The organism is Terrabacter sp. MAHUQ-38 (assembly GCF_014518425.1).
In the GTDB taxonomy this organism is placed as follows: Bacteria; Actinomycetota; Actinomycetes; order Actinomycetales; family Dermatophilaceae; genus Terrabacter.
In genome coordinates, this window is the sequence record NZ_JACVCU010000002.1 from 829398 (window position 1) to 845377 (window position 15980).

General features: G+C 71.6%; 17 protein-coding genes. 7 read left to right on the forward strand and 10 right to left on the reverse strand.

Annotated elements, in window-relative coordinates; all coding sequences use genetic code 11:
• Positions 1-32: 32 nt before the first annotated feature.
• Positions 33-1211 (reverse strand): molybdopterin-synthase adenylyltransferase MoeB, encoded by a 1179-nt coding sequence (gene moeB / locus H9I49_RS10760; protein ID WP_188030318.1) that lies wholly within the window; start codon positions 1209-1211, stop codon positions 33-35.
• Positions 1212-1325: 114 nt separating this feature from the next.
• Between moeB and H9I49_RS10765 the strand changes: the two genes are divergently transcribed.
• From H9I49_RS10765 to H9I49_RS10780, 4 genes are all read left to right on the forward strand, one after another.
• Complete coding sequence (locus H9I49_RS10765; protein WP_188030319.1) at positions 1326-2012, forward strand: TetR/AcrR family transcriptional regulator; 687 nt, start codon at positions 1326-1328, stop codon at positions 2010-2012.
• Positions 2013-2067: 55 nt separating this feature from the next.
• Positions 2068-2289: a DUF3107 domain-containing protein gene (locus H9I49_RS10770; RefSeq protein ID WP_188030320.1), complete on the forward strand. Its 222-nt coding sequence runs from the start codon at positions 2068-2070 to the stop codon at positions 2287-2289.
• A gap of 217 nt (positions 2290-2506) precedes the next feature.
• Positions 2507-2779 (forward strand): GlsB/YeaQ/YmgE family stress response membrane protein, encoded by a 273-nt coding sequence (locus tag H9I49_RS10775; protein WP_188030321.1) that lies wholly within the window; start codon positions 2507-2509, stop codon positions 2777-2779.
• Between the two features lie 165 nt (positions 2780-2944).
• Complete coding sequence (locus H9I49_RS10780) at positions 2945-3208, forward strand: GlsB/YeaQ/YmgE family stress response membrane protein (protein WP_188030322.1); 264 nt, start codon at positions 2945-2947, stop codon at positions 3206-3208.
• A gap of 114 nt (positions 3209-3322) precedes the next feature.
• Here the strand turns inward: H9I49_RS10780 and H9I49_RS10785 are convergent, their stop codons facing one another.
• Positions 3323-4015, reverse strand: coding sequence for a ferritin-like fold-containing protein (locus H9I49_RS10785; protein WP_188030323.1), 693 nt, complete (start codon positions 4013-4015; stop codon positions 3323-3325).
• Between the two features lie 241 nt (positions 4016-4256).
• Here H9I49_RS10785 and H9I49_RS10790 point away from each other — a divergent pair, with 241 nt between their 5' ends.
• Complete coding sequence (locus H9I49_RS10790) at positions 4257-6089, forward strand: DEAD/DEAH box helicase (RefSeq protein WP_255523813.1); 1833 nt, start codon at positions 4257-4259, stop codon at positions 6087-6089.
• Positions 6090-6316: 227 nt separating this feature from the next.
• On the forward strand, positions 6317-6856 hold the full coding sequence (locus H9I49_RS10795; protein ID WP_188030324.1) for a pyridoxamine 5'-phosphate oxidase family protein: 540 nt from the start codon (positions 6317-6319) through the stop codon (positions 6854-6856).
• Between the two features lie 132 nt (positions 6857-6988).
• On the opposite strand, the gene H9I49_RS10800 is transcribed toward H9I49_RS10795, so the two are convergent.
• The 8 genes from H9I49_RS10800 to H9I49_RS10835 all read right to left on the reverse strand — a co-directional run bounded on the left by H9I49_RS10800 (position 6989) and on the right by H9I49_RS10835 (position 14293).
• Positions 6989-7801: a ParA family protein gene (locus tag H9I49_RS10800; protein WP_223128485.1), complete on the reverse strand. Its 813-nt coding sequence runs from the start codon at positions 7799-7801 to the stop codon at positions 6989-6991.
• Positions 7802-7814: 13 nt separating this feature from the next.
• Positions 7815-8681: an FkbM family methyltransferase gene (locus tag H9I49_RS10805; protein WP_188030325.1), complete on the reverse strand. Its 867-nt coding sequence runs from the start codon at positions 8679-8681 to the stop codon at positions 7815-7817.
• A gap of 82 nt (positions 8682-8763) precedes the next feature.
• Positions 8764-9432 (reverse strand): maleylpyruvate isomerase N-terminal domain-containing protein, encoded by a 669-nt coding sequence (locus H9I49_RS10810; protein WP_188030326.1) that lies wholly within the window; start codon positions 9430-9432, stop codon positions 8764-8766.
• Complete coding sequence (locus H9I49_RS10815) at positions 9425-10333, reverse strand: RecB family exonuclease (RefSeq protein ID WP_370587526.1); 909 nt, start codon at positions 10331-10333, stop codon at positions 9425-9427. The genes H9I49_RS10810 and H9I49_RS10815 overlap by 8 nt, the downstream gene beginning before the upstream one ends.
• A gap of 103 nt (positions 10334-10436) precedes the next feature.
• Positions 10437-11051 (reverse strand): MarC family protein, encoded by a 615-nt coding sequence (locus tag H9I49_RS10820; protein WP_370587527.1) that lies wholly within the window; start codon positions 11049-11051, stop codon positions 10437-10439.
• On the reverse strand, positions 11048-11938 hold the full coding sequence (locus H9I49_RS10825; RefSeq protein WP_188030327.1) for a PHP domain-containing protein: 891 nt from the start codon (positions 11936-11938) through the stop codon (positions 11048-11050). Before H9I49_RS10825 ends, H9I49_RS10820 begins: the two co-directional genes overlap by 4 nt.
• Positions 11939-12091: 153 nt before the next feature.
• Positions 12092-12709, reverse strand: coding sequence for a MaoC family dehydratase (locus H9I49_RS10830; protein WP_370587528.1), 618 nt, complete (start codon positions 12707-12709; stop codon positions 12092-12094).
• 21 nt (positions 12710-12730) lie between these two features.
• A complete protein-coding gene (locus H9I49_RS10835; RefSeq protein WP_370587529.1) occupies positions 12731-14293 on the reverse strand; it encodes a threonine/serine exporter ThrE family protein in 1563 nt (520 codons plus the stop codon).
• A gap of 110 nt (positions 14294-14403) precedes the next feature.
• Here H9I49_RS10835 and H9I49_RS10840 point away from each other — a divergent pair, with 110 nt between their 5' ends.
• On the forward strand, positions 14404-15963 hold the full coding sequence (locus H9I49_RS10840; RefSeq protein ID WP_188030329.1) for an aminopeptidase P family protein: 1560 nt from the start codon (positions 14404-14406) through the stop codon (positions 15961-15963).
• Positions 15964-15980 lie beyond the last annotated feature (17 nt).

Sequence of the window (15980 nt, forward strand, 5' to 3'; positions counted from 1 at the left end):
CTCGCAGTCGTTCTCGTCGGTACGCGGCCGGGTCAGTACTCGGGCTGGCTCGGGTCGATCTCCCGCAGGTACGCGAGTATGCCGCCCTCGACGTTCGCGACGTCGGTGAGCCCCGCCCGCAGGGCCAGTCGCGTCGCCTCCGCGGAGCGAGCGCCGACCTTGCAGTGGATGAGAACCCTTCTGTCCGAAGGCAGCTCCTCGAACGCCTCGCCGGACCGAAAGCGGTCGAGGTGGATCGCGACGGCGCCGGGGATCGACGCGATGGCCCGCTCCTCCTCGCCACGCACGTCGACGAGCAGCGGCGGGTCCGAGGTCGCGAGCTCGTCGGCCATCTCGTGCACCGTCACGGTCGGCAGGTCCGCCTCGTCCTGCGCCGCCGCGCCGGGCACGCCGCAGAACTGGACGTAGTCGATGAGCTCGGTGACCGTCGGGTCCTCACCGCACACCGGGCACTCGGGGTCGGCACGCACCGTCAGCGTGTCCCACGTCTGGCGCAGCGCGTCATGGACCATGAGCCGGCCGACGAGCGGCTCGCCGATGCCGAGGAGCAGCTTGATGGCCTCCGTCGACTGGACCGAGCCGATGGCCGCGCAGAGCACGCCGAGCACGCCACCCTCGGCACAGGACGGCACGGACCCCGGTGGCGGCGGCTCGGGGAAGACGCAGCGGTAGCAGGGCCCGTGCCCGGCCCACCACACCGAGACCTGCCCGTCGAAGCGCAGGATCGAGCCCCAGACGTGGGGCTTGCCGAGCATGACGCACGCGTCGTTGACGAGGTAGCGCGTCGGGAAGTTGTCGGTGCCGTCGACAACGAGGTCGTAGTCGCCGATGATCTCGAGGGCGTTCGAGGAGTCGAGGGCGACGTCGTGGCGCACGACGGCGACGTGCGGGTTGACGCGGCGCACGGCCGCCTCGGCCGACTCGGTCTTGGGTCGACCGATGTCGGCGTCGGAGTGGATCACCTGGCGGTGCAGGTTCGTCAGGTCCACGACGTCGGCATCGACGACGCCGATCGTGCCGACGCCGGCCGCCGCGAGGTAGAGCAGGGCGGGCGAGCCGAGGCCACCTGCCCCGACGACGAGGACGCGCGCGGCGGCGAGCCGCTCCTGGCCGTCACGGCCCACGTCGGGCAGCAGGACGTGGCGCGCGTACCGCGTCGTCTCGGCGTTGCTGAGGGCCCGACCCGTCTTGACCAGCGGATCCGTCGACATGCCCACACCGTACTGCTCGGTATGGTGAGAAACGACAGGGTCGTCCCGCGGGGGCGGGCGCCGAGCACCGACGAGAGACGCGTGGGCCCAGCAGGCCACACGCAGAGGATCCGCATGGCAGACGAGACCACCGCCACCGGCCGCGGCCAGCGGCTGCCCCGATCGGAGCGGCGCGCCCAGCTGCTCGACGCCGCCCTCGGCGTCTTCGTCGAGAACGGCTACCACGCGGCCGCCATGGACGACATCGCGGCTCGGGCCGGGGTCTCCAAACCGGTCCTCTACCAGCACTTCCCGGGCAAGCTCGAGCTCTACCTCGCCCTCATCGACCAGCACACCGGCGAGCTGGAGCAGCTCGTCCGCGACGCGCTGACGCTCCCCGACAACAAGGCGCGCATCAACACGATGACGCGCGCCTACTTCGACTTCGTCGGGCAGGAGGGCGCCGCCTTCCGGCTCATCTTCGAGTCCGACCTCGCCAACGAGCCCGAGGTCCGCCGACGGCTCGACCAGATCGACCTCACCTGTGCCGAGGCGATGGCCGAGATCATCCGCAGCGAGACCTCGATGGACCAGGAGGAGGCCGTCCTCGTCGGTGTCGCGTTCGTCGGCCTCGCCCAGACGTCGGCCCGACACTGGCTGACCCACGAGGCGACCCTGTCGAAGGAGACCGCCGTCCGGATCACGGCCGCGCTCATCCGCCGCGGCTTCGGCGCCTTCCCGGCTGTCGGCAAGGCCGACAGGACCGACGGCGACAGGTCCGGCGAGGCGACCCGGGAATCCGTCGGCACCGGCGCTGGTTAAGGTGACGACGGGCGCGGTCGACCGCGTCCACCCGAACTGAGAAAGCAGGTTTGACGTGGAGGTCCGCATCGGCGTGCAGAACGTGGCACGCGAGATCACCTTCGAGACGACGCAGACGACCGAGGAGATCTTCGCGGCCGTCAAGGCAGCCCTCGGGTCCGACGTCCTCGAGCTCACCGACGACAAGGGCGGACGTGTCATCGTCCCGTCCGCCACCATCGGTTACGTCACGACGGGGGCCGAGCGCAAGGCCGGCGTCGGTTTCGGCGCCCACTGACGGCATACGAGAAGCACACTCCCGCAAGGGGACCCGCTGCCGCTGCGGGACGACAAGGGTCATCCAGGCCGCCGACCGGTTCCGGTCGGCGGCCTCTTGCATGTCACGGTGGCGTGGTACATCCGCGCGCCGCGGGTACGTGACGTCTGAGAACGAACCGGGACCGCCGGATCGTCGCCGCCCGCGCCCTGCGGGCTTCGAAGGAGGAAGCGAAGACATGATCGGAACCATCCTGATGGCCCTCGTCGCGGGAGCGATCGTGGGACCGCTCGCCCGGCTGGTGCTCCCCGGTAGGCAGAACATGGGTGTGCTGCTGACGGTGATCCTCGGAGCCATCGGTTCGCTCATCGGCGCCTTCATCTACTACAAGGCCACAGGCGTCGACGACACCAAGGGCATCGACTGGGTCTCCGGCCTCATCGGCGTCGTCGTGGCGGCCGCGCTCATCGTCGGCTACGGCATGGTGACGGGCAATCGCCAGACCCGCTGAGGTCCCTGGGCCCAGACGCCACACCGCCGGCCCGCATTCACAGAAAGAGCGCGGACCACATCCACCACTCCCGCCCCAAGCGGTGAGACATTGAAGACACAGCAGGTGTGTCCGCCACAGCGGACCGAGACGGTCGCGTCAAGCGACCAGAAGGAGGAGCGTCACATGCTTGGAACCATCATCGGCGCCATCATCATCGGTGCCATCATCGGGGCACTCGGTCGACTGCTCGTCCCCGGGAAGCAGGACATCTCACTCATCGTGACGATCCTCATCGGCATCGTCGCCAACGTCATCGTGACCCTCATCGTGCGCCAGCTCGGCTACTCGAACCAGAGCGGCATCGCCTGGATACCGCTGATCCTCGGCGCCGTGGTGGCGGCCGTCATCATCGTGATCTACGGACGAATGACGAACAAGGCCGTCTGACTCACCGCATCACGAGCGAGGGGCCCGGCCACTGGTCGGGCCCTTCGTCGTCCGCCGGGTGAGCACGTGTGCCGTCCGCCCGGGTCGTGCTCGCCGGCGCACTCGGGGGCCGCGTCAGGCGGACAGCCCGAGACGTTCCATCCGCCGGGAGTGCTCGTCGGTGAGCCGGGCGAACATCCGGCCGAGCTCGGCCAGGTCGGCGCCGGCACGGCCGGGGGCGCCCACGAGGATGCTCGCGAGCGCGTCGCGTTCGACGCCGACCCGCTGGGCCTGGGTGATCGCCTCGCCCACGAGTCGACGACCCCACAGGGCGAGCCGGCCGGCGACGCGGGCGTCGGCGACGATGGCCTCACGGACGACCGTCACGGCGAAGTCGGCCTGCCCGGTGTCCTCGAGCACACTGACGACGAGCTCACGGGTGTCGTCGTCGACGTAGCGTGCGATCTCGCGGTAGAAGTCCTGGGCGATGCCCTCCCCGACATAGGCCTTGACGAGGCCCTCGAGCCAGTCGTTGGCGCTCGTGCGCTCATGGAAGGCGTCGACCGCGGGCACGAACGGCCCCATGGCCTCCTCGGGCTCGACCCCGAGGGACTGGAGGCGCTCGGTGAGCACGGTGTAGTTCTTCAGCTCGTGCGCCGCGAGCAGGGCCAGGGCCGACTTGTGGCGCAGCGTGGGTGCGAGCTCCGCATCCTTGGCGAGCTGGCTGAAGGCCCTCAGCTCGCCGTAGGCGAGCGCTCCGAGGAGGTCGGTCACCGCGGCGAGGTAGCCGGGCTCGTCGGTCGGTTCGGGCGTCGCGTCGTCGCTCATGCGCCCAATCTAGTGATTGGTTTCGGGCCTTCTGCCCGCTTGCCGGTAGAGTGGGCTTGACAACTCGGTGCCCGGTCGGCCCGATGGTTTGCCCAGATGGTGCTCGCGGACTCCCCGCGCACCGGTGGAGCCCGCACAGCTGCGAGAGCCACCCACCGTCCCTGACAGTCTCCGATCGGCCCGTCACGCGCCACTGAGCTCCCGTTACGTTCGGGGTGCTCGTGCCGATCGAGAGATGCCCATGACCCAGCCCCCTGAGACTCCCGCCGACGCGGGGGTCGCCACGGACGCGCCCGAGCCCACCGTCGACGAGACCGTCAACGAGACGGGAGCCGAGATCCCTGCCGACGTGCTCGACGTGCCGGAGGACGCCGACGAGAGCGCGGCGGACCTGCCGCCGGAGCCTCCTGCCGAGCCCGTCGTCCCCGCCCCGACCTTCGCCGACTTCGACGTCCACCCCGACATCGTGGCCGCCCTGGCCGACGCCGGGATCGTCACCCCGTTCCCCATCCAGGCGATGACGCTCCCGGTGGCCCTCGCGGGCCACGACATCATCGGCCAGGCCAAGACCGGAACGGGCAAGACGCTCGGCTTCGGCGTGCCGATCCTCAACCGCGTCGTCGCCCCCGGTGACGATGCCTTCGAGTCGCTGACCCGCCCCGGCAAGCCCCAGGCGCTCGCCGTCGCCCCGACCCGCGAGCTCGCCGTCCAGGTATCGGGTGACCTCGAGCGCGCGGGCCGCAGGCGCGGCATCCGCGTGCTGACCGTCTACGGCGGCCGGGCGTACGAGCCCCAGATCGAGGCCCTCAGGACCGGGGTCGAGGTCGTGGTCGGCACCCCCGGACGCCTCATCGACCTGGCCAAGCAGGGCCACCTCGACCTGTCCCAGGCCCGCACCGTCGTGCTCGACGAGGCCGACGAGATGCTCGACCTCGGCTTCCTCCCCGACGTCGAGACCCTCATGTCGCTGACCCCCGCCTCGCGTCAGACGATGCTCTTCTCCGCGACGATGCCCGGCGCGATCGTCGCCCTCGCGCGCCGGTACATGACCCAGCCCACGCACATCCGCGCCATGGGCGACGACACCGAGAACGCCCACACCGTCAAGGCCGTCGAGCAGTTCGTCTACCGCGCGCACGCGCTCGACAAGGTCGAGATGCTCTCGCGCATGCTGCAGGCCAACGGCCGCGGGCTGACGATCATCTTCAGCCGCACGAAGCGTACGGCCGCCAAGGTCGCCGACGAGCTCGTGGAGCGTGGCTTCGCGGCTGCGGCGATCCACGGCGACCTGGGTCAGGGCGCTCGTGAGCAGGCGTTGCGCGCCTTCCGCAACGGCAAGGTCGACATCCTCGTCGCCACCGATGTCGCGGCCCGCGGCATCGACGTCGAGAACGTCACGCACGTCATCAACTTCCAGTGCCCCGAGGACGAGAAGACCTACCTGCACCGCATCGGGCGCACGGCCCGCGCCGGCAACACCGGTGTCGCGGTGACCTTCGTCGACTGGGACGACCTGCACCGCTGGGCCCTCATCAACAAGACGCTCGACCTCGGCATCCCCGACCCGCAGGAGACGTACTCGAGCTCGGACCACCTCTTCTCCGACCTCGACATCCCGACCGACGCCAAGGGTCACCTGCGCAGGTCGCAGCAGAAGCTCGCGGGCCTCGAGGCCGAGGAGATCGAGGACCTCGGCGAGACGGGCAAGCGCCACGGGCGAGGTGCCGGGCGCGGCGCTGCCGGCCGCGGCGGCCAGCGAGACGCAGGCCACCGCGACGCCGGCCATCGCGACGGTGGCCGCTCGCGCTCGGGTGAGCGCGACACCGCTGAGGGGGACGCGTCCCCCGAGTCCGGCGAGAGAGGTCCACGCCGCAGCCGCAACCGTAGGCGTACCCGCGGCGCGGGCGCCGCCGCTGCCGGTGCTGCAGGCGAGAACGCTCCAGGAGACGAGTCGTCGGCCCCGGCCGGTGCGGGCTCGGACGACGCCGAGGGCCAGTCCCGTCCGCGAAGGCGTCGCCGTCGTGGCGGCGCCGGCCGCGGCGAGGCCGCAGCGGCGACGAGCTCGGCGGAATGACCTCGGCTCGGCGCTGAGCCGGAAACCGTGACGGGCCCGGGTCGGGCCGCGCACCCTCCGAGGTGGCGGACCGGGCCGGGCCCTCGCACGTCACGGACCGGCACGGACCGGCACGGACCGGCACGGACCGACACCGTCCGGTCCACGGTGCGGTCGGTGGCAGGGCGAGAGGGCGCGACGCTCCTACGCTGACGGGACGCATACCGAGGAACAGCGGGAGGCTCCAGATGAAGCTCCACGACGGCATCGACGGGCGACTGCGCGCCTTCATCGAGGCGCAGCACCTCTTCTTCGTCGCGACGGCGCCGCTGTCCGTCGACGGACACGTCAACGTCTCGCCCAAGGGCCTCGACACGTTCCGCGTCCTTGGTGAGCACGAGGTCGCCTACCTCGACCTCACGGGCAGCGGGGCGGAGACGGTCGCGCACCTGCGCGAGAACGGTCGGGTCACGATCATGTTCTGTGCGTTCGAGGGCCCGCCCAACATCGTGCGGCTGCACGGCAATGGCCGCTACGTGGCCCTCGGAGAGGCCGAGTTCGACTCGTACCGAACGCTCTTCGCCGACCACCCCGGGGTGCGTGGCGTCGTCGTCGTCGACGTGCACCGGGTCTCCGACTCCTGCGGGTACGCCGTCCCGCTGATGAGCCACGACGGGGAGCGCGACCTGCTGACCCGCTGGTCCGAGAACCGCGGCGACGACGGCCTGGCGGTCTACCGCGCGACCAAGAACGCGGCATCCATCGACGGGCTCCCCGCCCTCGACTGAGGCCCACGCTCCCGCAACACACCGAGAAACACACAACACCCCGGGTCCGGGACCCGGGGTGTCGGCGACTGCTCGGTGTGTTGCGCAGGAGCGCGCGAAGGCGTCAGACGGAGGCCGAGACGACGACGGCGGTCACAACCGCGCGAGCAGCGAGGTGGCGACGTCTCGGTAGGCCTGCGCGCCTTTCGACGTGCGAGCGGTGGCCAGGATCGAGCGCCCGACCGCCGGGGCCTCGGCGAAACGCACGGTCTTGGGGATCGGTGGTTCGAGCACGGGCAGGTCGTAGCGCTCGCCCACGTCGGCCAGGACCTCGCGCGCGTGGTTGCTCCGACCGTCGAAGAGCGTCGGCAGGATGCCCCAGACCTCGAGGTCCCGGTTGAGGATCTTCTGCACGTCGGCAACGGTGTCGAGCAGCTGTCCGACACCGCGGTGGCTCAGCATCTCGCAGGGCATCGGGATGATGACCCCGTCGGCTGCCGTGAGCGCGTTGAGGGTCAGCACGCCGAGGCTCGGCGAGCAGTCGAGCAGGACGACGTCGTATGCCGTGTCGACCCCTTCGAGGGCGGAGCGCAGGACGTATTCGCGCCCCGGTCGTGGCAGGAGCATGGCCTCGGCACCGGCGAGGTCGATGGCGGACGGGACGAGGTCGACGCCCTCGTCGCAGGTCAGGACGACCTCGTCGACGGAGGCGGCGCCGGTCAGGACCTCATGGACGGAGCGCTCGACGGTGTCGGGATCGACGCCGAGCGAGAACGTGAGGCACGCCTGGGGGTCGAGGTCGACGAGCAGGACCTTCTGGCCGTGCTCGGCGAGGGCGGCGCCGAGACTCGCGACCGAGGTCGTCTTGGCGACGCCGCCCTTCTGGTTGGCGAGGGCGATCGTCGTCGGTGCGCGACCGTCTGGGCTGGGCGCGTCCGGCGCGCTCTTTCGGGGGCGTGGCACCATGCGCCTCAGTCTGTCAGGCACTCGTGACGGGCACGAACAGGACGTCTGTGGTCCGCGTGAGCGCACGGACCTCCAGGGGTGCCCCTGCGAGGTCACGGGTCTCGTAGCCGAGGTCGGTGAGCTGGTCGAAGACGACGAGCTGCTCGCTCCACGCCGGATGGGTCACGCCCCAGCCGATCTCGCAGAGGATCAGTGGACGACGGGGCCACGTGCGAAGCGAGGGCAGCAGACCACGCAGGACGCGGTACTCCGCCCCTTCGACGTCGATCTTCACGAGGTCCGGCACTCCGGCCAGGCCCAGGTCGCAGTAGCGCACGACGTCGATCTCGAGGGCGGCCATGGTGGCCGGGTGGGCCTTCTCGCCGACGAGGGTGTTCCATCCGAGGTTGCCGTCGCCGGCGACGAAGATCCGTGCCGTGCCGGTCTCGTCGCCGAGGGCCACCCGGTGCACCACGGCCGTGCACGGCAGGGTCCGGGCCGTCTGCATGCAGAGGTCGGCCAGGTTGGGGACCGGCTCGAAGAGGTGGACGGTGCCCCGGAACCCCGCACGCTCGGTGAGCACCACCGTGAAGAAACCGATGTTCGCCCCCACGTCGAGCACCAGGCCGTCGCGGGGCACGTACCGGGCGACGGCGTCGACGAGCGCCTCGTAGGTCGGACGCCTCCTCTCGAACCACGCTCGGGCCGTCGTCAGATCGACCGTGACGGGCGAGGCTTTCGCACCGGACGAGGGCGTTGAGGGCGAGCCGGTGGGCGGGGCAGCCCCGCCACCGCCGCGACGCCGGTTCACCCGGCGGCGCCACGACCTCAGCCCCGCGCGCAGCACGCCGCGCAGCCCTCGTCGCGCGTACACGTCTCGGATGGCCGCCAGGATGGGCACCCAGTCCACGGTAGTGGCGGGCGGTGCGAGGCGTGGCGCCTTCCGAGTGAGTTCCGAGGTGCCCGGGTGCGTTCCGAGCCGCTCAGAAGGCCGAGATCGACCCGCCGGACCGTTCGGAGCGAGTCAGCGCGGACACGACCGCGCCCTGTCCGTGGCGCCGGACCGCGAGACGGGTGAGGAGGCGCAGGACGGGCTGCAGCACGTAGTCGGGCAGGGGCGGCGACTCGAAGCCGACGCTCGCCGCGACGTCCTCGCCGTGCACGACGACCTCCATCATCCGTCCGGTGAGGAAGTCGTCGCGTCGCAGCGCCCACCCGGCCCACGGGATGAGCACCGCACGGTCGGCGGGCTGCGCCGCGAGCAGCTCGGGCAGCACCTCACGCGCCTCCAGCACGCCGGCGAGCACCTCGTCACGGCCGAGCGCCGCCTGCTGGTCACCCCCGGCCCGGATCGACACGTTGACCTCGTCCTCGAGGGCGGCCGAGACCCAGGCGGACCGGGCGTAGTGCTCGTCGAGCGGGATCGAGTCGGTCGCCGGCTCTGCCCGGAGCAGCCTGACCGCGGTGGATGGCTGGCTCGCCAGGTGCGCGACGAGCCCGCCGACGTCCCACTCGGGCAGGGCGCTTGGCTGGTCCCACGTGGCCGCGACGTCGTCGCGGGAGACGATCGCGACGACGTGGTCGGTCGCGGCGAGGAACGCGGCTCGGAGGTCCTGGCCGGGGGCACTCGTGCTCGGGTCGAGGTCAGGCATCGTCACGCTCCGGTGGGGTGGCGTCCGGGGTGGCTCCTGGGGTGTCGTCGTAGCCGGCGGGTTCGAGTCCGGCCCAGTCGGACTTCTCGGGTCCCATCCGCTGGCCCTCGGGACAGTGGGCGCGGAAGTCGCACCACGAGCAGATCGCGGAGGTGCGGGGCCCGAAACGCGTCGACTCGATCCCCACCTCCTTGAAGTCGGCGTCGGCGCGGCGCAGGTCGGACGCGATCGACTCGGCCTCGGCGACCTTGCGGGCCAAGGAGTCGTCGCTGTGCTCGTGCACGGCGACGGTGCCGCTGGGCACGTGGTGGAGCTCGACCCGGTGGCACGGCCGCCGGAACATCCGCGAGGACGCGACGGCATACAGCGCGAGAGGCAGCGAGGTGCGCGCGTCGTCGTCGGTGGGCACCTGCCGCCCCGTCTTGTAGTCGACGACGACGAGCTCCCCGTCGCGGTCGTCGAGGCGGTCGACCCGCCCGGTGACGGCGATCTCGTCGGTCTTGAGCGAGACGCTGCGCTCGACGCCGACGGGCTGGCGCTCCCGGTCGCTGCGGCGGAGGTACTCGGTGACGGCGTCGCGCACCCGCAGGCGCCAGGCCGCGGACTGCTCGGGGTCGCGGAAGCCGACGTCGATCCACGACGTGCGCACCAGCTCGGCGACCCCGGCCGGCGTGCGCTGCGACGCCGGGAGGTCCCAGAAGTCGCGCAGGACGTTGTGGGTCGCGATGCCGACCGAGGTGTGGGCCCGTTGCGCACGAGCCTGCGGACGCGGCCGGTCGAGGTACTGCATGCGGTAGCGACGCGGGCAGTCGAGCCAGGCGAGCAGGCGGGACGGGGAGCCCGAGTAGAGCGGCGTGGGCATGCCGGCGAAGGTCGTCTGCTCGGCCCGCGCGTTCGTCACGCGGCCACCCTACGTCGAGCCGGCGACAGGCCGGCGGACCCTGCACAGGCGCCCGCGGCCCGCCGCCGCCCCTCCCTCAGCGACCTCGTCCTCGTCGGCTGGGTCAGCCCTGACCCGAGACGAATGCCCGCACCGAGTCGGCCACCATCTGCACGGCGATGGCCGAGAGCAGCAGACCGGCGATGCGGGTCAGCAGCATCGTGCCGCTCTCGCGCAGCAGCGCGCGCACCTGCCCCGCGAAGCGCAGGACCAGGTAGACGACGAGCATTGCGGCCACGAGCGCGGCTGCGACGGCGACGTACTCGCCTGCCGCGTCGGACCGCTGCACGGCGAGCATCGTCGCGACGATGGCGCCGGGTCCGGCCAGCAACGGCGTGCCGAGCGGCACGAGGGCGACGTTGACGCCGGCATCCGCGAGCGAGTCGGACTCCTTGCCGGTCAGCAGCTCGAGCGCGACGAGCAGCAGGAGCAGCCCGCCGGCGCCCTGGAGGGCGGCGATGGAGATGTGCAGGTAGTCGAGGATGCTCCGGCCGAAGAGCGCGAACATCGCGATGACGAACACGGCGACGAGTGAGGCGCGCCGGGCCGCCACGTTGCGCTGCGTCTTCGTCAACGACCCCGTCAGCGCGAGGAAGATCGGTACGGCACCCGGCGGGTCGAGGATCACCACCAGCGTGATGAACGTGCTGACGAAGATCGTCATGTCGAACAAGCTCACGGCGTCAGCACCTCCGTGACCCCGCTGGACGCGGCCACGACCGCGTCGAGGACCTCCGGACGGGTTGTGTTCTCCGCGAGGCGGTTTCGCTTGCCCTTGCCGTGGTAGTCGCTCGATCCCGTGAGCAGCAGGCCGAGGCGGTCGGCGAGCGCGGTGGCGCGGGCGACCTCGGCCGGCCCGTGGTCACGGTGGTATGCCTCGAGCCCCACGAGCCCCGCCTCGTGCATCTGCTCGACGAGGGCGTCGTCGAGCCCACCCGACCGCGTCCGCGTGAAGGGGTGGGCGATGACGGGGACGCCGCCCGCGGCTCGGACGAGCTCGACGGCGCGGACCGGGTCGGGCGCGTAGTGGCCGACGTAGTACCGGGAGTCGTCGCCGAGCCACTCGCGGAAGGCCTCGTCGCGGTGTCGGATGGTGCCGTTCGCGATGAGCGCGTCGGCGATGTGCGGCCGCCCGGGAGTCGCGCCGGGTGCGACCTGCGCGAGCACCTCCTCGTAGCTCAGCGGTATGCCGTCCGCCGCCATGAGCGCGACCATCCGCGCCAGGCGCGTGGACCGGGAGCTGCGGGCCCTGGCGAGCTCGGCCGTCAGTGGCGGATCGTCGTGATCGGTGAGGTATCCGAGCAGGTGGATCGAGGAGTGCCGCCAGGCGCAGGAGATCTCGATGCCGCGCACCAGCGCGACGCCGTGGTGCGCGGCGGCGTCGGCCGCCTCGTCCCAGCCGGCGACGGTGTCGTGGTCGGTGATGGCGAGCACCTCGACACCGGCGGCGGCCGCGGCGGCAACGAGCTCCGCCGGCGTCTCGGTGCCGTCGCTGGCCGATGAGTGCGTGTGCAGGTCGATGACCGGTCCCGCGCCGGCGTCGGTCGGCCTCCCCGTCGGTGTCACGCCCCAAGCGTAGGGGCGCGCCACGCCTGCTCCCGCCACCGACGACGCCGTGGGCGGGAGGGCCGGCACTCGGCGCACCACAGACGCGCTGCGCGGTGGATCGCCGGCGTCAGGTGCCGGTGATCCACCGCATTGCCGCGACCAGGTGTCGGGTCAGGCCTGGGAGGTCGCGACGGGGCCGGGCCAGTTCCGGTCCGGCACGGGGGTCGGGCGGGCGGGCTGCTCGCCTCCGCGTGCCTCGAGGTAGCTCGTCTTCGGCACCATGACCTTGCGCCGGAAGATGCACACGACGGTGCCGTCCTGCTTGTAGCCGATCGTCTCGACGTGCACCACCCCGCGGTCGTCCTTCGAGGTCGACTCCCACTTGTCGAGCACGGTCGTCTCGCCGTAGATCGTGTCGCCGTGGAAGGTCGGTGCGACGTGTCGCAGCGACTCGATCTCGAGGTTCGCGATGGCCTTGCCCGACACGTCCGGCACCGACATGCCGAGCAGCAGCGAGTAGACGTAGTTGCCGACGACGACGTTCTGGCCGAACTGCGTCGTCTCGGTCGCGTAGTTGAGGTCGAGGTGCAGCGGGTGGTGGTTCATCGTGAGCAGGCAGAAGAGGTGGTCGTCGTACTCGGTGACCGTCTTGCCGGGCCAGTGCTTGTAGACGGCCCCGACCTCGAACTCCTCGTAGCTACGCCCGAACTGCATTCCCACTCCTCGATCCCAGCAACCCACTGAAGGCCAACGGCTCCCAGCCTGCCCGAGCCCACGGCATACGAACACAGCCGTATGCCGTGTGCTTGCTCACGGTCGGTCCGTGGCCTCGGGCGCGGGCTCGGACGACGCGACGACCGCGGCGAGATCGCCGGTGTCGGAGAGCACGGGTGCGGTGCTGACCCCGGCCACGGGCTCCGGGTCGACGGGCATCGTCGCGCCGGCGGCGGGCCGCGGCCGCACGCCCTGGCGTTTGGCCAGGATCAGTCCGGCGAAGTACGTGCCGAGCGACACGCCCGCCGCCAGCGCCAGGCCGAGCCCGAAGGCCTGCAGCAGCGTCGGTAGGCCGGTGACGAAGCCGTTGCCGTCCGGGTCGGTCACGAGCTGCGAGATGCCTTGGTAGGCCATGAAACCGGGCAGGAGCGGAACGATGGCTGCGGTCGTCACGGCGAGCGCGGAGATCGTGAGACGCCGGGCGACGATCCGGGCCGCGAAACCGATGATGAGTGCGGCGGCCGCCGACGCAGCAAGCGCACCGAAACCGAGCCGCTCCGCGACGGCCAGGATGACCCAGCCCGAGCCGCCGGCGAACCCCGCCACGGCCACGGCGCGTCCGCTCGAGTAGGACTGGACCGCGAAGCCGACCGAGATGATGACCGAGCAGAGAACCTGGACGAGCAGCTCGTCGCTGAGCATGGTCTGGGCCTCGATCGCGATCGGGTAGCCGAGACGCTGGCCGATCGCGAGGACGATCGAGATGCCGACCGCGATGCCCAGCGAGAGCACGACCACCTCGAACGCGCGTGCCCCTGCGGTGACGTAGTAGCCCTCGAGCGCGTCCTCCGCAGCTCCGACGATCGAGAGCCCCGACAGGAGCAGGACGATGCCGGACGCGACGACGAGCGACGGTGAGAGGGTGCCGAGGAGCGTCAGGCCGGTCGACTGTGCCACGACGACGAGGGTCGCGACGACGGTCGGGATCGCCGCTCCCACACACTGGGCGAAGAACGCCGCGACGCCGGCCCCAGTGAGCCACGTGAGGACCCGCCCGACGAGGGTGGCCGTGAGGAAGCTGAGCACGATGATGGCCGGGCCCGCCCCGACGAGCCCCGCCACGCCCGCCGCCAGCGCCCCGCCGGCCATGGTGACGACCCACCGGCGATAGGGGTGCGGCGCCGTGATGACGGCGTCGAAGCGCACCCGCGCCTCCTCGACCTCGACGGGGTCCTGCGTCAGGTCGACGATGAGGCTGCGCAGGCGCTCGAGCCGCGTGTAGTCCTGCACGCGGAACCGCACGATGCGCAGGACGGAGATCGGGTCGGCGTACGGGCCACGGTGGTAGGAGACCGTGACCGACGTGTACGTGACGTCGACGTGCACCGCGCTCAGGCCGTATGCCTTCGTCAAGGTGATCACGGTCGCCGTGACGTCGGCGGCCGCCGCGCCGGTCGCGAGCATCGCGACCCCGGCCCGCATCGCGAGGTCGATGACGGCGAGCGCGGTCTGCGAGTCGACGCCGTCGGGGGTCGTCCAGATCGCGATCTCGTCGGTCGGTGGCCTGCTCGGGCGCATCGCCCGCCTCGTGCTCGCCCGCAGCGAGGGCAGGCTCCGGTGGGCCGTGGTCGGCCGGGAGGATCGGTCCTTGGGAGCCACCCCCAGACTGTATGCCGCACGCCCCCGACGGCCGGTACCCGGTGGGGGTCTCGGCGGCCCCGAAAACCGGGTTCGGCGGCATCCGGCCCCCGTGACACGATGGCGGGGTGATGAGTGAAGAGCAGAAGACCTCTCCGAGCCGCAAGCGCCCGACGACCGAGGAGTTCCGGGCCTTCGTCGCGAGCGGTTGGGCGCCCCGCAGCACCGAGGTGACCCCTCGGGCCGAGGTCGCCGACCACGCAGCGCGTCGTCGTGACGCCGTCAGCGCCGCCTTCCCGGGCGAGCGCCTCGTCGTCCCGGCCGGTGGCCTCAAGGTGCGCAGCAACGACACCGACTACGTGTTCCGGCCGCACAGCGCGTTCGCCCACCTGACGGGCCTCGGCAGTGACCGTGAGCCCGACGCCGTCCTCGTCCTCGAACCGCGCACCTCCGGCGACGACAGAGACGGCGCCAGGAGCACCGACGGGCACGAGGCGATCCTCTACTTCCGGCCGCTCGCCGACCGCGACACCGAGGAGTTCTTCGGCGACTCGCGCTACGGCGAGTTCTGGGTAGGCGCCCGCCCGACGCTCGCCGACATCGAGTCCGAGCTCGGCGTCACGGCCCGACACATCGACGAGTTCGACGACGCCGTGGGCAAGGACGCGGGCCAGGTCACGATCCGCGTCGTGCGCGACGCGGACGTCGACATGGCCGCGCAGGTCGACCGGGCCCGCGATGCGGCCGCGCAGACGCGGGCGTCGGGCGAGTCCGAGGCCCGCGCCGACCGGGAGCGCGAGGCCGACGAGCAGCTCGCCCACTTCCTGTCGACGCTGCGTTTCGTGAAGGACGAGTGGGAGGTCGAGCAGATGCGCGACGCCGTCGAGGGCACCCACAAGGGCTTCGACGCGGTCATCGCCGACCTGCCCGAGGCGGTCCGCCGCGGCCGCGGCGAGCGGTGGGTCGAGGGCGTGTTCGGCATGCATGCCCGCCACCACGGCAACGGCATCGGCTACGACTCCATCTGCGCGAGCGGCGACCACGCCAACACGCTCCACTGGATCAAGAACACCGGCGACATCAAGGACGGCGACCTGCTGCTGCTCGACGCCGGCGTCGAGGTCGACTCGCTGTTCACGGCCGACATCACCCGCACCCTGCCCGTCAGCGGCACCTTCACCGACGCGCAGCGCACGGTCTACGACGCCGTGTACGCCGCCCAGGAGGCCGGGATCGCCGCCTGCAAGCCGGGCAACACCTTCAGCGACGTCCACGCCGCCGCGATCCGCGTCATCGCCGAGCACCTCCACGCGTGGGGCCTGCTGCCCGTGGGCGTCGACGTCGAGGGCACGCTCGACCTCGAGCACGGGCAGTACCACCGTCGCTGGATGGTCCACGGCACGAGCCACCACCTCGGCCTCGACGTCCACGACTGCGCCCTCGCCACCCGTGAGGAGTACTCCGACGCCGAGCTGCTGCCCGGCATGATCCTCACCGTCGAGCCGGGTCTCTACTTCAAGGCCGACGACGAGCTGGTCCCCGCCGAGTTCCGAGGCATCGGCGTGCGCATCGAGGACGACGTCCTCATCACCGAGGACGGCTGCGAGAACCTCTCGGCCGCGATGCCGCGCAGCAGCACCGACGTGGAGCAGTGGATCGCCGGCATCTGGGCGGCCTCCGCGAAGGGCTGAGCACAGACCTCAGAGGC

Excerpts from the sequence above, each read along its gene's own strand:
- H9I49_RS10785 (WP_188030323.1), bottom strand. The coding sequence starts at position 4,015 with ATGAGCGACGACGCGACGCCCGAACCGACCGACGAGCCCGGCTACCTC.
- H9I49_RS10765 (WP_188030319.1), top strand. The coding sequence starts at position 1,326 with ATGGCAGACGAGACCACCGCCACCGGCCGCGGCCAGCGGCTGCCCCGA.
- H9I49_RS10840 (WP_188030329.1), top strand. The coding sequence starts at position 14,404 with ATGAGTGAAGAGCAGAAGACCTCTCCGAGCCGCAAGCGCCCGACGACC.
- H9I49_RS10800 (WP_223128485.1), bottom strand. The coding sequence starts at position 7,801 with ATGGTGCCACGCCCCCGAAAGAGCGCGCCGGACGCGCCCAGCCCAGAC.
- H9I49_RS10775 (WP_188030321.1), top strand. The coding sequence starts at position 2,507 with ATGATCGGAACCATCCTGATGGCCCTCGTCGCGGGAGCGATCGTGGGA.
- H9I49_RS10790 (WP_255523813.1), top strand. The coding sequence starts at position 4,257 with ATGACCCAGCCCCCTGAGACTCCCGCCGACGCGGGGGTCGCCACGGAC.
- H9I49_RS10795 (WP_188030324.1), top strand. The coding sequence starts at position 6,317 with ATGAAGCTCCACGACGGCATCGACGGGCGACTGCGCGCCTTCATCGAG.
- H9I49_RS10810 (WP_188030326.1), bottom strand. The coding sequence starts at position 9,432 with ATGCCTGACCTCGACCCGAGCACGAGTGCCCCCGGCCAGGACCTCCGA.
- H9I49_RS10780 (WP_188030322.1), top strand. The coding sequence starts at position 2,945 with ATGCTTGGAACCATCATCGGCGCCATCATCATCGGTGCCATCATCGGG.
- moeB (WP_188030318.1), bottom strand. The coding sequence starts at position 1,211 with ATGTCGACGGATCCGCTGGTCAAGACGGGTCGGGCCCTCAGCAACGCC.